At 73.1% G+C, this 14,545-nt stretch carries 12 protein-coding genes and 1 pseudogene; 7 read left to right on the top strand and 6 right to left on the bottom strand.

From position 1 onward, the window contains the following. Positions 1-57 precede the first annotated feature (57 nt). On the bottom strand, positions 58-933 hold the full coding sequence (locus N4P33_RS23095; RefSeq protein WP_260828588.1) for a DNA-formamidopyrimidine glycosylase family protein: 876 nt from the start codon (positions 931-933) through the stop codon (positions 58-60). Between the two features lie 118 nt (positions 934-1,051). Further along, positions 1,052-6,040 carry an ATP-dependent helicase gene (locus N4P33_RS23090; RefSeq protein ID WP_260828587.1) on the bottom strand — a complete coding sequence of 1,663 codons (4,989 nt, stop codon included), beginning with the start codon at positions 6,038-6,040 and terminating at the stop codon, positions 1,052-1,054. A 118-nt stretch (positions 6,041-6,158) separates the two neighbouring features. Here N4P33_RS23090 and N4P33_RS23085 point away from each other — a divergent pair, with 118 nt between their 5' ends. The 3 genes from N4P33_RS23085 to N4P33_RS23075 are packed head-to-tail and all read left to right on the top strand — an operon-like array spanning position 6,159 to position 8,145. After that, positions 6,159-7,175, top strand: a complete 1,017-nt coding sequence (locus N4P33_RS23085) for an AraC family transcriptional regulator (protein WP_260828586.1) — start codon at positions 6,159-6,161, stop codon at positions 7,173-7,175. Then, a complete protein-coding gene (locus tag N4P33_RS23080; RefSeq protein WP_260828589.1) occupies positions 7,076-7,840 on the top strand; it encodes an AzlC family ABC transporter permease in 765 nt (254 codons plus the stop codon). The genes N4P33_RS23085 and N4P33_RS23080 overlap by 100 nt, the downstream gene beginning before the upstream one ends. Next, entirely contained in the window at positions 7,837-8,145 is a 309-nt protein-coding gene (locus N4P33_RS23075; RefSeq protein WP_260828585.1) for an AzlD domain-containing protein, read from the top strand. The genes N4P33_RS23080 and N4P33_RS23075 overlap by 4 nt, the downstream gene beginning before the upstream one ends. A gap of 143 nt (positions 8,146-8,288) precedes the next feature. Here the strand turns inward: N4P33_RS23075 and N4P33_RS23070 are convergent, their stop codons facing one another. Next, a complete protein-coding gene (locus tag N4P33_RS23070) occupies positions 8,289-9,233 on the bottom strand; it encodes a hypothetical protein (RefSeq protein ID WP_260828584.1) in 945 nt (314 codons plus the stop codon). A gap of 79 nt (positions 9,234-9,312) precedes the next feature. Between N4P33_RS23070 and N4P33_RS23065 the strand changes: the two genes are divergently transcribed. Further along, the gene (locus N4P33_RS23065; protein ID WP_260828583.1) at positions 9,313-9,507 is read left to right on the top strand and encodes a DUF3046 domain-containing protein; all 195 of its coding nucleotides are present in this window, start codon (positions 9,313-9,315) and stop codon (positions 9,505-9,507) included. 60 nt (positions 9,508-9,567) lie between these two features. Continuing rightward, positions 9,568-10,824, top strand: a complete 1,257-nt coding sequence (locus N4P33_RS23060) for an AI-2E family transporter (protein WP_260828582.1) — start codon at positions 9,568-9,570, stop codon at positions 10,822-10,824. Positions 10,825-10,854: 30 nt separating this feature from the next. On the opposite strand, the pseudogene N4P33_RS23055 reads toward N4P33_RS23060, so the two are convergent. Further along, a pseudogene (locus tag N4P33_RS23055) lies at positions 10,855-11,307 on the bottom strand (LysE family translocator); the annotation flags it as partial. A 263-nt stretch (positions 11,308-11,570) separates the two neighbouring features. Between N4P33_RS23055 and recA the strand changes: the two are divergent. Continuing rightward, positions 11,571-12,689: a recombinase RecA gene (gene recA / locus N4P33_RS23050; protein ID WP_260828581.1), complete on the top strand. Its 1,119-nt coding sequence runs from the start codon at positions 11,571-11,573 to the stop codon at positions 12,687-12,689. Between the two features lie 3 nt (positions 12,690-12,692). Then, entirely contained in the window at positions 12,693-13,526 is an 834-nt protein-coding gene (recX, locus tag N4P33_RS23045) for a recombination regulator RecX (protein ID WP_260828580.1), read from the top strand. Positions 13,527-13,592: 66 nt separating this feature from the next. Here the strand turns inward: recX and N4P33_RS23040 are convergent, their stop codons facing one another. Both N4P33_RS23040 and N4P33_RS23035 read right to left on the bottom strand, forming a co-directional pair. Then, on the bottom strand, positions 13,593-14,003 hold the full coding sequence (locus N4P33_RS23040) for a rhodanese-like domain-containing protein (RefSeq protein WP_260828579.1): 411 nt from the start codon (positions 14,001-14,003) through the stop codon (positions 13,593-13,595). Then, on the bottom strand, positions 14,000-14,545 hold a 546-nt coding region (locus tag N4P33_RS23035), incomplete at its 5' end, for a cysteine dioxygenase (protein ID WP_260828578.1). The genes N4P33_RS23035 and N4P33_RS23040, both read right to left, overlap by 4 nt.

Raw genomic sequence — 14,545 nt, 5'->3', positions numbered from 1 at the left:
AGGCTCCGGGTGGGCTGATGCCTTCCTTGCAGGGTGAGCTTTGTCGGTGCTGAGCTGTCAGCCGGCTGTGTGGGGGCGGTTGCGGCGTTCTCGGGTGGGCGCGGGGGACGGGCCGCGCTGGCAGGTGGGGCACCAGTAGGTGGGGCGTTCCCGGGAGCCGTCGCCCTGGTCGGCGACGCGGATACGGGTGCCGCAGCGCAGGCAGGGGCGGGGTGCGCGGCCATAGACGAAGAGGTCGGGGGCGCGGCGGCCGGCGCTGGCCGTGGCGCGCGTGGTGTCTGCATGGGTGACCGTCGTTCTGCGGATCGGCCGGTCGCGGTTGTCTTCGAGGAGCCTCTTGGCGAGTTCGGGCAGGTGTGCGGCACGGTCGGCGGGCAGGTGGCCCACCGGGAGCCAGGGGGTGACGCCGAGCAGGAAGCAGAGCTCGCTCTTGAACACGTTGCCGATGCCGGCGAGGTTGCGCTGGTCCAGCAGGGCCTCACCGAGCGGGCGCTCCGGGTCCTTGAGGAGATTGGCCAGCGCCACGCCGGGATCCCAGTCGGGGCCCAGCAGATCGGGGCCCAGGTGGCCGACCGCGCGGTCCTCGTCGGAGGTGCGCAGGAGTTCCAGCACGGGCAGGCGGTAGCCGACGGCCGTGTGCGCGGCGTTGCCGAGGATCGCCCGGATCTGGTGGGCGGGTCCGCCGGCCCAGCGCTGACCGTGCGCGAACACCTTCCAGGACCCGTCCATCCTCAGATGCGAGTGCAGGGTCAGATTGCCCTCGATCCGCGTGAGGAGGTGCTTCCCGCGCGGGGTGACGTCCAGGACGGTGCGGCCGGTGAGGTCGGCCGTGGCGAGCCTGGGCACCCGGAGGTCGCTGCGGATCAGCACCTTGCCCGCGAGGGCACTGTGCAGCCGTCGCGCGGCCTGCCAGACGGTGTCTCCTTCGGGCATGGGTCAAGGGTGGCACGTCGGCGGCCGGTGCGTCCGGGGCGGGCGCTGGGACGAGCTGGGTCCGGTGCAGGTGCAGGTGCAGGTGCAGGTGTCGGGGCCGAGGGCCGGGTGCGGTCGGTCAGGCACGCAGGCGCAGACCCCGGGGTGTGGCGATGAAGCCCGCGGTCTCCAGGAGCGCACCGAGCGGGGAGGTCAGGGCGGAGGTGCCGTTGATCCGCTCCACCGTGACCGTGCCGAGGGAGCCCGCGCTGGCAGCCGCGGCGAGGGCTTCCGCGGCGACCGGGAGACGGTTGTCGTCGGCGGGCTCGGCGTCCGGGTCGGCGGGCCAGGCCAGCAGGGTCTTGCCGCCGCGCTCCATGTAGAGCGTCAGCTCGCCGTCGACGAGCACCACCAGGGAGCCCGCCTTGCGCCCCGGCTTGTGCCCCGCACCGGTCGGCGGCTCCGGCCAGCCGAGAGCGGCGCCGTACGCGTTCGCCGGGTCGGCCGCGGCGAGGACGACGGCCCGGGAGGACCGGTCCGGCCCCGTGCGACGGCCCGCGAACGGGTCGTACGACGCCCGCCCGCCGTTCTGCCAGGGCGATGGGCCCTCGTGCGCGAGGTCACGGGGCGAGACCCATTCGCTCGGTGTCAGGCGGGGATCCGAGGCGTCGGTGGGTGCGTCGCCCAGGTCGGGGAAAGCAGGACCGGAGAAGCCAGGCTCCGCGAATCCGGGATCGCCCGGAAAGCCGTCGTGGCCGGGGGCGGGCCCGGAGGCACCGTCGGCCGGTGCGGCGAAGCCGTGCATGGCGAAGGGGTCGGAGTCCGCGTAGGGATTTCCGGCGGCGCCCGGGGCGGCGGCGGGGCCTGGGCCCGGCAGGCTGTCGCCGCGCTCGCGGGCGTTGGCCACCGCACGGAGCCGGTCGACCGCGCCGTCCATCGCGAACTGGGCGGCGCCCAGCCCCTCCACGACATAGCCGCGGCGGGCCTGCCCCGTCTCCTCGAAGGCGGACAGCACGCGGTACGTCGCCGAGAAGCCGCCTTCGACGCCCTCCGCCGAGACTGCGCCCCGGGTCACGACGCCGTGCCGGTCGAGGAGGGTGCGTGCCAGCGCGTGGGCGCGGACCGTGGTGTCGGGCTCCCGCTCCGGGAGCAGCGACCAGCGGCCTGCGACGGTCGGCGGGCCGGTACGGGAGGCGCTGCGGGCGGCCGCGGTGAGTGAGCCGTAGCGTCCGCGCGGGACCGTGCGCTTCGCGCGGTGGGCCGTCGAGCCCGCGGTGCGGCCGGAGCCGAGCAGCGAGCGCATGGGACTGAGCGTGTCGTTGGTCAGCCGGCCCGACCAGGCCAGGTCCCACAGGGCGTCGGCCAGTTGCGGATCGGTGGTTTCCGGGTGGGTGGTGGCGCGGACGCGGTCGGCGATCTGACGGAAGAACAGTCCGTAGCCGCCGGACAGGGCGTCGAGGACCGATTGGTGGAGGGCGGTCAGTTCCAGGGGGTGGGGCGGGGGCAGGAGCAGCGGGGCCGCGTCCGCCAGGTAGAGCGAGACCCAGCCGTCCTTCCCGGGCAGGGAACCCGCGCCCGCCCACACCACCTCGCCGGACGCGGTGAGCTCGTCCAGCATCGCGGGCGTGTAGTTCACCACGCGGGACGGCAGGACCAGTTTCTCCAGGGCGGAGGCGGGCACGGACGCGCCCTGCAACTGTTCGATGGCGCGCACCAGTCCGTCGGTGCCGCGCAGGGCGTGGCCCTTGCCGATGTGCTGCCACTGGGGCAGGAACTGCGCGAGGGCGGGCGGTGGCACCGGTTCCAGTTCGTGCCGCAGGGCGGCCAGGGAGCGGCGGCGCAGGCGGCGCAGTACGGCGGCGTCGCACCACTCCTGGCCGATCCCGGCCGGGTGGAACTCGCCCTGGACGATCCTGCCCGCCGCCGAGAGCCGCTGGAGGGCGCCTTCGGTGACGGCCACGCCCAGGCCGAAGCGGGCGGCCGCGGTGGCCGATGTGAACGGGCCGTGGGTGCGCGCGTACCGGGCGAGGAGGTCGCCGAGGGGGTCCTTCACCGGCTCGGTGAACGCCTCCGGCACTCCGACCGGCAGTGCCGTGCCCAGCGCGTCACGCAGTCGTCCCGCGTCCTCGATGGCCGCCCAGTGGTCGGCGCCGGCGATGCGGACCCGGATGGCGCGCCGCGCGGAGGCCAGCTCCCCGGCCCACTGCGGCTCTGCGCCCCGCTCGGTCAGCTCGGCCTCGGTGAGCGGGCCGAGCATCCGCAGCAGGTCGGCGACACCCTCCGTGTCCTTCACACGCCGGTCCTCGGTCAGCCACTGCAGCTCGCGCTCCAGCTCGGTCAGCACGTCCGCGTCGAGCAGCTCGCGCAGTTCGGCCTGGCCGAGCAGCTCGGCGAGCAGCCGCGAGTCCAGCGACAGCGCGGCCGCCCGGCGCTCGGCGAGCGGGGAGTCGCCCTCGTACAGGAACTGGGCGACGTAGCCGAAGAGGAGGGAGCGGGCGAAGGGGGACGGCTCCGGCGTGGTGACCTCGACCAGCCGCACCTTGCGGGACTCCAGGTCGCCCATCAGCTCGACCAGGCCGGGGACGTCGAACACGTCCTGGAGACATTCGCGGACCGCCTCCAGGACGATCGGGAAGGAGCCGAACTCGCCCGCGACCTGGAGCAGCTGGGAGGCGCGCTGACGCTGCTGCCACAGCGGGGTGCGCTTGCCGGGATTGCGGCGCGGCAGCAGCAGCGCGCGGGCGGCGCACTCGCGGAACCGGGAGGCGAACAGGGCCGAGCCGCCCACCTGGTCGGTGACGACCTGGTCGACCTCGCCCTTGTCGAAGACGACGTCCGCCGCGCCCACCGGCGCCTGATCGGCGTCGTACTCCGTGCCGGCCCGGGCCGGTTCCTGGTCGAGCAGGTCCAGGCCCATCAGGTCGGCGTCGGGCAGGCGCAGCACGATGCCGTCGTCGGCGTGCATCACCTGGGCGTCCATGCCGTACCGCTCGGAGAGGCGGGCGCCGAGCGCCAGCGCCCACGGCGCGTGCACCTGGGCGCCGAACGGGGAGTGCACGACGACCCGCCAGTCGCCGAGCTCGTCGCGGAAGCGCTCCACGACGATCGTGCGGTCGTCCGGGACGTGGCCGCAGGCCTCGCGCTGTTCGGTGAGGTACGAGAGCACGTTGTCCGCGGCCCAGGCGTCCAGCCCGGCCGCCAGCAGCCGCAGCCGGGCGTCCTCCTCGGACAGCGAGCCGACCTCGCGCAGGAACGCGCCCACCGCACGGCCCAGTTCCAGCGGGCGGCCCAACTGGTCGCCCTTCCAGAAGGGCAGCCGGCCGGGCACGCCCGGTGCCGGGGAGACCAGCACCCGGTCGCGGGTGATGTCCTCGATGCGCCACGAGCTGGTGCCCAGCGTGAACACATCGCCCACGCGTGACTCGTAGACCATCTCCTCGTCGAGCTCGCCGACTCGTCCGCCGCCCTTCTTGGGGTCGGCGCCCGCGAGGAACACCCCGAACAGGCCCCGGTCGGGGATCGTGCCGCCGGAGGTGACGGCCAGGCGCTGTGCTCCCGGGCGGCCGGTGATCTCGCCCGTGATCCGGTCCCACACCACGCGCGGGCGCAGCTCCGCGAAGGCGTCGGACGGGTAGCGGCCGGCCAGCATGTCGAGGACACCGGTGAAGGCGGACTCGGGGAGCGAGGCGAAGGGCGCGGCCCGGCGCACCAAGGCGAGCAGGTCGTCGTACTGCCAGGTGTCCATGGCCGTCATGGCGACGAGCTGCTGGGCCAGCACGTCCAGGGGGTTGGCGGGGACCCTCAGGGACTCGATGGCGCCCGTGCGCATCCGCTCGGTGACGACCGCCGCCTGCACCAGGTCGCCGCGGTACTTGGGGAACACCACGCCCGTGGACACCGCGCCCACCTGGTGCCCCGCGCGGCCGACGCGCTGGAGCCCGGAGGCGACGGACGGCGGCGACTCCACCTGGACCACCAGATCGACGGCACCCATGTCGATGCCCAGCTCCAGGCTGGAGGTGGCCACCACCGCGGGCAGCCGGCCCGCCTTCAGGTCCTCCTCGACCAGCGCGCGCTGCTCCTTGGACACCGAGCCGTGATGCGCGCGGGCGATGACGGCCGGGGCGCCATGGGCCGCTCCGGAGCCGCCCATCAGCTCCGCGGGGGAGTGGTGCTCGTCCAGGGACTCGCCGGTGGCCCGCTCGTAGGCGATCTCGTTGAGCCGGTTGCACAGGCGCTCGGCGAGGCGGCGGGAGTTGGCGAACACGATCGTCGAGCGATGGGACTGGACGAGATCAGCGATCCGCTCCTCGACATGCGGCCAGATCGACGGGCGCTCGCCCCCCTCCGAGCCCTCGGCGACCGGGGAGCCGCCCAGCTCGCCCAGATCCTCCACCGGGACCACGACGGACAGGTCGAACTCCTTGCCCGACTCCGGCTGGACGATCTCCACCTTGCGGCGCGGGGACAGGAAGCGCGCGACCTCGTCGACCGGGCGGACCGTCGCCGACAGGCCGATGCGGCGGGCGGGCTTCGGCAGCAGCTCGTCCAGCCGCTCCAGGGACAGCGCGAGATGGGCGCCGCGCTTGGTGCCCGCGACCGCGTGCACCTCGTCCAGAATCACCGTCTCCACGCCGGTCAGCGCGTCGCGCGTGGCCGACGTCAGCATCAGGAACAGGGACTCCGGGGTGGTGATCAGGATGTCCGGCGGACGCGTGGACAGGGCGCGGCGCTCGGCCGCCGGGGTGTCCCCGGAGCGGATCCCGACCTTGACCTCGGGCTCGGGCAGGCCGAGCCGCACGGACTCCTGGCGGATGCCCGTCAGAGGGCTGCGGAGATTGCGCTCGACGTCGACGGCGAGCGCCTTGAGCGGGGAAACGTACAGGACACGGCAGCGCTTCCTCGGATCGGCGGGCGGGGGCGTGGAGGCCAGCTGGTCCAGCGCCGCGAGGAACGCGGCCAGCGTCTTGCCGGAGCCGGTGGGCGCGACCACCAGCACGTCCGACCCCTCGCCGATGGCCTGCCACGCCCCGGCCTGGGCGGCGGTGGGCGCGGAGAACGCCCCCGTGAACCAGCCGCGGGTCGCGGGGGAGAAGCCGTCAAGGGCTCGGCGCGGATTGCTGACCATGCGTCCATCCTGCACCCGGCCACTGACAATGGGCCTGAGCTGGGCGGATGGCGAGGGCCGGAACCGGGGGCATGAGGGGTGGGGCCGCTCGGCGGCCGAGGTCGCGGACAATGGGCGTATGGCGGGAACGGGCCGTGGGGCGGGGTCGGGCAGGGAACGGGCGCGGCACTGGCAGTACGCCGAGCTGCCCGGCGTCGACCTGCTGCGCGCCCGGTACATCCGCAAGGAGTTCGTCCGGCACACCCACGAGCACTTCGTGATCGCGGCCATCGCCGACGGCGTCGAGGTCTTCCACCACGGCGGAGGCGACCAGTACGCGGGAGCGGGTGCCCTGGCGCTGGTGAATCCGGACACCCCGCACACCGGGCGGGCCGGCGTGCCCGAGGGCTGGCGGTACGGCGCTGTGTACCCGTCGCCCGAGGTGGTGGCCGCCATCGCCGCCGAGACCACCACCCTGCGCGGCACACCCGGGTTCGTGTCACCGGTGCTCGACGACCCCTACACCGTCCGCCTGGTGCACCAGGTGCTGCGGGCCACCGACGAGGGCAACGCGCTCGCCGCCGACACCCTGCTGCGGGTCGCCGTGACCCGGCTGCTGCGGCTCAACGGCGGGACACTGCCACGGCGGGAGGTCAGGACGGCGGGGACGCGGATCGCCGCACGCGCGCGTGCCGCACTCGAGGAGCGGATGGCCGGACCGCCGACGCTCGAGCAACTGGCCGCGGAGCTGGGCACCAGCCCGTTCGCCCTGCTGCGCGCGTTCCGTGACGCCTATGGGATGCCGCCGCACACCTGGCTCACCGACGCGCGCGTACGGCGGGCCCGGAAGCTCCTGGACGCCGGGACGACGCCGTCCGAGGCCGCGGTCGCCGTCGGCTTCAGCGACCAGCCGCATCTGAACAGGCACTTCAGCCGCATCGTCGGTGTGCCTCCGGGCGCCTACCAGCGCGAGCGCAAGAACGTACAAGACGCGCGGCGCGCGCTGACCGTACCGTCCGGTGCGTGGCAGCAGAACGCACAGCGACACTCGCAGACATATCAGGCAGCGCAGGAGAAAAACCCGACCGTGCCGTGGTACGGGACGCCCTCGGGGTCGGGATCGCCGTCGGACTCTCCGGATTCGCCTTCGGCGTGACATCGGCCGGCAGCGGGCTCACGCTGCTGCAGACCTGTGCGCTGAGCCTGCTGGTGTTCACCGGCGCGTCCCAGTTCGCGCTGGTGGGGGCACTGGCGGCGGGCGGCAGTCCGTTCACGGCGGCCGCGGGGGCGTTCTTCCTCGGCGTGCGCAACGCGTTCTACGGGCTCCGCCTGTCGCAGTTGCTGGCCCTCCCGCGCGCGGTGCGGCCGTTCGCCGCCCAGTGGGTCATCGACGAGACGGCCGCCGTCTCGCTCGCCCAGCCCACCCGGCGCAGCGCGCGCATCGGCTTCGTGGTGACCGGGCTCAGCCTGTACCTGCTGTGGAACCTCACCACGCTGCTCGGCGCACTCGGCGCCGAAGCCATCGGGGACACCGACGCGTGGGGGCTGGACGCGGCCGGTCCGGCGGTCTTCCTGGCACTGCTCGCGCCGATGCTGAGCACCACCACCGAGCGGGCCGTCGCCGGGCTCGCCGTACTGCTCGGTCTCGGCCTGCTGCCGGTGCTACCCGCGGGCGTGCCCGTTCTGGTGGCCGCCCTCGCGGCGCCGGTGGTGCTGTGGGCGCGGGGCCGCCGAAGCAGCGTCCCGCGCGGAGACGCATCCACCTCATCCACCTCATCCCACGCATCCGACGATTCCAAGGCAGCCGAGGAGGACCGTTGAACATCTGGATCGCCATCGGTGTGACCGCCGTCGGCTGCTACGCCGTCAAGCTCGTCGGCCTCCTGGTGCCCGCCGGTGTCCTCGAGCGGCCCGTCGTCAGGCGCCTCGCCGCGCTGCTACCCGTCGCCCTGCTCGCCGCCCTCACCGCCCAGCAGACCTTCGCCGACGGCCAGTCCCTGCTGCTGGACGCGCGTGCGGCGGGTCTCGGAGCCGCCGCCGTGGCTCTCGTCCTGCGGGCCCCGTTCCTGGTCGTCGTGGGAGCGGCCGTGGTGGTGACGGCGGGGGTGCGGGCACTGGGCGGGTGAGCGCCGCATGACTGCGCGGACGGGCAGTGCGCGCCGGACCGCTGGACCCGGACTGCGCCCGCCGGGCGCTGACAGCCGCCACGCGCGTGCGTGCCGGGGGCGCACGGACCGGTGCCTGCCGACGCCAGTGTGCGGGGGCTCGGTCAGCTGATGGGGCGGGCGTATGCCTGAAGCGTGCGCAGGGCCGTGATCGTCACCATGGAGCGGGCCTCCAGTGCGGGGGCGGGAGCCCACCGGCGCCAGCGGATGGGCCAGCCGCCGTCCTTACGCTGCTCGGCGGCGAGGTGATCCAGGGAGCGTGCCATCTCCTCGTCCGTGAACCACGCGCGCGCAAGGGAGCACGGGGTCCTCGCGTAGTCGTGCGGGAAGTGGTGCTCACCCGGGGCGTAGCCGGGCGCGACCGGGTAGGACTCGAGGTCGCCGGGGTCGAGCACCGCGAGGCGCTGCTCGCGCACCAGGCGCCCCAGCCGGTCCGCGGCGGCCTGTGCGCGCGGACGGTCAGGGGCTGAGTCCAGGAAGGCGAGGGCGGCCTGGATCTCGTAAGGATGGGACTTCTCCAGCGACTCCACGGCCTGCCAGCAGAAGTCCGTGGCCCGGAACAGCCAGGCGTGCCACACCTCGTTGCGGTGCAGCAGGCCCACGACGGGGCCGGTGGCCAGCAGCTCGCTCGGTGGGTCGTCGACGACCGGCACGAAGGGTGCCGCCGGGTAACCGCGCTGGCTGGGGTGGATGGCCGGCAGCGCACCCTCCGCGGTGGAGACCGACGTCAGATAGCGGCACACCTGCTCCGCCCGCCGAACGGTGCAGCGGCCCACGGAATCCAGCACGCGCAGTGCGTGGGCGGTGTGCAGAGGCTGGCTGACCGGGCCCCGCAGATCGGGTTCCAGCCCGTGACCGTAGCCGCCGTCCTCGTTGCGGTAGGCATCCAGAGCCGTCTCCACCGGCTCCGCTCCACCGCCCCGGAAGTGATGGGCGAACAGGCGCTGCTCGAGCACCCGCGCGGTGAGCCAGACGAACCGCTCCGCCCGCGCGAGCGGGGTGGACGCCTGGGAGGTCGGGTCGAGGGGGGAAGCTCCGGTTTCGGCCATGGGGCAGACCGTAGGGCGGAAAGCGGTCTCGGCAGGCGGTCCCGGCGGGGCCCACCCCCGCAGGCGGGATACTGGAGGCATGCGGTTGACGGTCTTCTGGCAGCGGATGGCGGAGCACTTCGGTCCTGGCTACGCCGACACCTTCGCACGTGACCATGTCATGTCGGAGCTGGGCGGGCGCACCGTCCACCAGGCGCTGGCGGCCGGTTGGGACGCCAAGGACGTCTGGCAGGTGGTCTGCACGGTGATGGACGTCCCCCGCGAGAAGCGCTGATCGTCACAAAGATCGCCCGCGGGCAGACGACTGTCACAGGCGTGGGCGAGACTTGGCTCCGTGGCAGCCACTGACGAGACAGGGCAGACGGCCCAGACCCCCTCCGCCCCCGGCACGCCCCCGCCCGCCGGGCCTCCGGTGGGCCCCGGGGCCGGTCAGGGATCCCGCATGCCGCGCTGGCTGCCGCGCGCCCTGGTGCTCGCGCTCACCCTGTACGGCCTGTTCCAGCTGGGCAGCTGGGCCTTCCACCAGCTCACCGGCCTACTGATCAACATCGTCATCGCGTTCTTCCTGGCGCTCGCCGTGGAGCCCGCGGTGAGCTGGATGGCCGCGCGGGGTGTGCGCAGAGGGCTCGGCACCTTCGTGGTCTTCCTGGGCGTGCTGATCGTGGCGGCGGGTTTCGTCACGCTGCTCGGCTCCATGCTGGCGGGCCAGATCATCAAGATCGTCGAGGATTTCCCGAACTATCTCGACTCGGTCATCAACTGGATCAACACCCACTTCGACACCGAACTGCGCCGCGTGGACATCCAGGAGGGCCTGCTGCGCTCCGACTGGCTGCGCAACTACGTCCAGAACAGCGCCACCGGCGTGCTGGACGTCTCCGCGCAGGTCCTCGGCGGGCTGTTCCAGCTGCTGACCGTCGCCCTGTTCTCGTTCTACTTCGCCGCCGACGGCCCCCGGCTGCGGCGCACCATCTGCTCCGTCCTGCCGCCCGCCCGCCAGGCCGAGGTGCTGCGCGCGTGGGAGATCGCCGTGAACAAGACCGGCGGCTACCTGTACTCGCGCGGACTGATGGCGCTGATCTCCGGCCTGTCGCATTACGTGCTGCTGGAGTTCCTCGACGTGCCCTACGCGCCCGTGCTCGCCGTCTGGGTGGGCCTGGTGTCGCAGTTCATCCCCACCATCGGCACGTACCTGGCGGGCGCCCTGCCGATGCTGATCGCCTTCACGGTCAACCCCTGGTACGCCCTGTGGGTGCTGATCTTCGTGGTGATCTACCAGCAGTTCGAGAACTACGTGCTGCAGCCCAAGCTGACCTCCAAGACCGTCGACATCCACCCGGCGGTCGCCTTCGGCTCGGTCGTCGCGGGCACCGCACTGCTCGGCGCGGTCGGCGCGCTGATCGCCATCCCGGCCGTCGCCACGCTCCAGGCGTTCCTGGGTGCCTATGTGAAGCGCTACGACGTCACCGACGACCCCCGCGTCCACGGCCACCGCGGCAACGGACCGCGCCTCCTCGCACGCGGCCGACGCCTGTGGAGCCGCAGACCGGGCCCGGCGCACCCCCGGGACGGGGACGCCGGGACCTCCTGACGACCGCAGGGGCTGAGAGGCGGCGACCTTGATCCCGAAACCGATCAGGACCACGCCCGTGACGCGGTCCATGGCACGTCGCACGGCAGGCTTCTCGAAGAAGGCGCGGGCCGTGGCGAGGACCAGGACGTAGCTGTCGAGCCAGACCGGGGTGAGGGCCGCGTGGGCGAGGACCAGCAGCGTCATCCCCAGGTGCGGTGACAGACCGGACGGTGCGAGCGTCGGCAGCAGGCCCGTGTAGAAGACGGCGATCTTCGGGTGGAAGACGTTGCTGAGCAGCCCGGTGCGCCACGGGTTGCCGGCCGGGGCCGGCGCGCCGGCCGCCGGGGTCGCGGACTCACGGCGCCGGCTCTGCACGAGCGCCTGGACGCCCAGGACGGCGAGATGGACGGCACCGGCGAGCTTGACGACCGTATAGGCCGTGGCGGATGCCGCCAGGACGGCGGCAGGCCCACCACGGGGAGCGCGCCCAAGAACGAGCAGGCCCGCCGCGACACAAGCATGGGCTCAGTCTCGCGCCGGCCTCACCTGCCTCGCGTGTGCCGCGTGGTGCGCTTGACACGAAAATCGAACATCCATTCTTATGGAGGCGCCGGCGCGACTCAACGGCGGGTGTTCTGACCCGGTTTGGGTAAGGAAGCCCCCGAGTTATCCACAGGCCGGACGGGCGTCGGGGCGCATTGTCAGTGGCAGGCGTTAGCGTCTTTGACGTGAAGCGATCGACTCAAGCAAACCGGGTGGAACCCATGGCAGGAACCGACCGCGAGAAGGCGCTCGACGCCGCGCTCGCACAGATTGAACGGCAATTCGGCAAGGGCGCGGTCATGCGCATGGGCGAGCGGTCGAAGGAGCCCATCGAGGTCATCCCGACCGGGTCGACCGCGCTCGACGTCGCCCTCGGCGTCGGGGGCCTGCCGCGTGGCCGCGTGGTGGAGATCTACGGACCGGAGTCCTCCGGTAAGACGACCCTGACCCTGCACGCGGTGGCGAACGCCCAGAAGGCCGGCGGCCAGGTCGCCTTCGTGGACGCGGAGCACGCCCTCGACCCCGAGTACGCCAAGAAGCTCGGCGTCGACATCGACAACCTGATCCTGTCCCAGCCGGACAACGGCGAGCAGGCCCTGGAGATCGTGGACATGCTGGTCCGCTCCGGCGCCCTCGACCTCATCGTCATCGACTCCGTCGCCGCGCTCGTCCCCCGCGCGGAGATCGAGGGCGAGATGGGCGACAGCCACGTCGGTCTGCAGGCCCGCCTGATGAGCCAGGCGCTGCGGAAGATCACCAGCGCGCTCAACCAGTCCAAGACCACCGCCATCTTCATCAACCAGCTCCGCGAGAAGATCGGCGTCATGTTCGGCTCCCCCGAGACCACGACCGGTGGCCGGGCGCTGAAGTTCTACGCCTCGGTGCGCATCGACATCCGCCGCATCGAGACCCTGAAGGACGGCACGGAGGCGGTCGGCAACCGCACCCGCTGCAAGGTCGTCAAGAACAAGGTCGCGCCGCCCTTCAAGCAGGCCGAGTTCGACATCCTCTACGGCCAGGGCATCAGCCGCGAGGGTGGCCTGATCGACATGGGCGTGGAGCACGGCTTCGTCCGCAAGGCCGGCGCCTGGTACACGTACGAGGGCGACCAACTCGGCCAGGGCAAGGAGAACGCCCGCAACTTCCTCAAGGACAACCCCGACCTCGCCAACGAGATCGAGAAGAAGATCAAGGAGAAGCTGGGCGTCGGCGTGCGTCCCGAGGAGCCCGCCACCGAGCCGGGCACGGCCGCCGCGGCCGCCGCCCCGGCCGAGACGCCCGCGGTGCCGGCCCCGGCGGCCAAGGCCGCCAAGTCGAAGGCCGCGGCGGCCAAGAGCTGACCCGTGACCCGACGAACCGACTGGGCCGAGTACGAGTTCGCCGGTGCCCCACGGGGGAGGGGCACCGGCGAGGGCTCAGCCCTGGGCACGGACGAGACGTACGGGGACATCGGCGAGGCCGCCGCAGGAGTGGACGGCTTCTCGGACGAGGAGCCGGACGGCGTCCCGCCCGGGAACACCAGAAGGACGCGCCGCTCCGGCGGCACAAGGGACGGCGGCTCGCGTGACGGCGGGCCGCGCGGTGGACGCGGACGCAGACGCCGCACCTTCGGCGACGCGACCGCGGCGGACGGGGGCGCCTCGACCTCGTCGAGGGCCGAGCGGGAGGAGCCCCCGGGGGACCCGGTCGAGCGGGCGCGGGCGATCTGCCTGCGCCTGCTCACCGGGACCCCGCGCACGCGGAAACAGCTCGCCGACGCGCTGCGCAAGCGGGAGATCCCGGACGAGGCGGCCGAGGAGGTGCTGTCCCGATTCGAAGAGGTCGGCCTGATCAACGACAGTGCCTTCGCAGACGCCTGGGTGGAGTCCCGGCACCACGGCCGCGGACTGGCCCGGCGCGCACTCGCCCAGGAACTGCGCACCAAGGGCGTGGACGCCTCGCTGATCGACGCGGCCGTCTCCCAGCTCGACTCCGAGCAGGAGGAGACGACCGCGCGTGAACTCGTCGCCCGCAAACTGAGAGCCACGCGCGGCCTCGACCGCGACAAGCGCATACGCCGCCTCGCCGGCATGCTCGCCCGCAAGGGCTACCCCGAAGGCCTCGCCCTGCGCGTGGTCCGCCAGGCCCTGGAGGAGGAGGGCGAGGACACGGAGTTCCTCGGGGACGACGGGGTCTGAGACCACCACGCCGACGCATCAGGTGCCGGTCGGTTCGCCGATCCGGGGGAGACCGGCACGGTTCCGCTACGGTGTCACCGGCAGCCCAGCCGCACGCCAGGCCTGGAAGCCGCCGATCAGGTCCGTGGCCCGGTGCAGCCCCAGCCGGTGCAGGGACTCCGCCGCCAGACTGGAGGCGTATCCCTCGTTACAGATCACGACGACCCGCAGGTCATGGCTCGTGGCCTCGGGAAGACGGTGGCTGCCGTGCGGGTCGAGACGCCACTCCAGCTCGTTGCGCTCGACGATCAGGGCGCCGGGGATGAGCCCGTCCCGCTCGCGCAGAGCGGCGTAGCGGATGTCGACCAGCAGGGCCTCGCCGGCGTGGGCGGCGGCGTAGGCGTCCCGGGGTTCGATGCGCTCGTATCCCGACCGCACCCGTTCCAGCAGCGCGTCGATACCGAGGGCGCTCCCGGTCGGTTCGTCGGTCCCGCTCACTGCCAGTCCTCCGGGCGCTCGACCTGCTCCAGGCGGAGAACAGGGCCGCTGCGGCTGTAGCGGCGGATCTGCGGCAGGGGCGGATAGTAGGCGTGCACGGAGATCGCGTGCCGGTCCGGGGACTCGTTGAGCACCTCGTGCACGTGATGCCGGCCGAAGGCACGGCCCTGACCGGCCGGAAGCCGGCGTGCACGGTCCACGCCGTCCGTGAGCTCCAGGGTCTTCCAGCCGTCGGTGGGCAGACGCGCGGCGAGCGAGTTCTCCTTGAGCTCGCCCGAGGCCGTCACGAAGGCGCCGACGGACTCGGCGTGATCGTGCCAGCCGGTCCCGCTGCCGGGCGGCCAGCCGATCAGCCACGCCTCACTGCCACCGGGCCCGTCGAGCCGCACCCAGGTGCGGCCCTCGGGGTCGAGTGGAAGCGAGGCGATGAGGTCGGCGTCGGCAGCGGCTCGGCGAGCGAAGTCGAGCAGATCGGCCTGCGTCGGCGCGGCGGCGGGGCGAGCCGGGGAAGCGGAGGTGGAGGTGGAGGCGGAGGGGGCGGG

Origin of the sequence: Streptomyces sp. 15-116A, from assembly GCF_025290915.1 — a bacterium.
Classification (GTDB): domain Bacteria; phylum Actinomycetota; class Actinomycetes; order Streptomycetales; family Streptomycetaceae; genus Streptomyces.
This window is presented reverse-complemented; position numbering and strand designations above follow the sequence as displayed.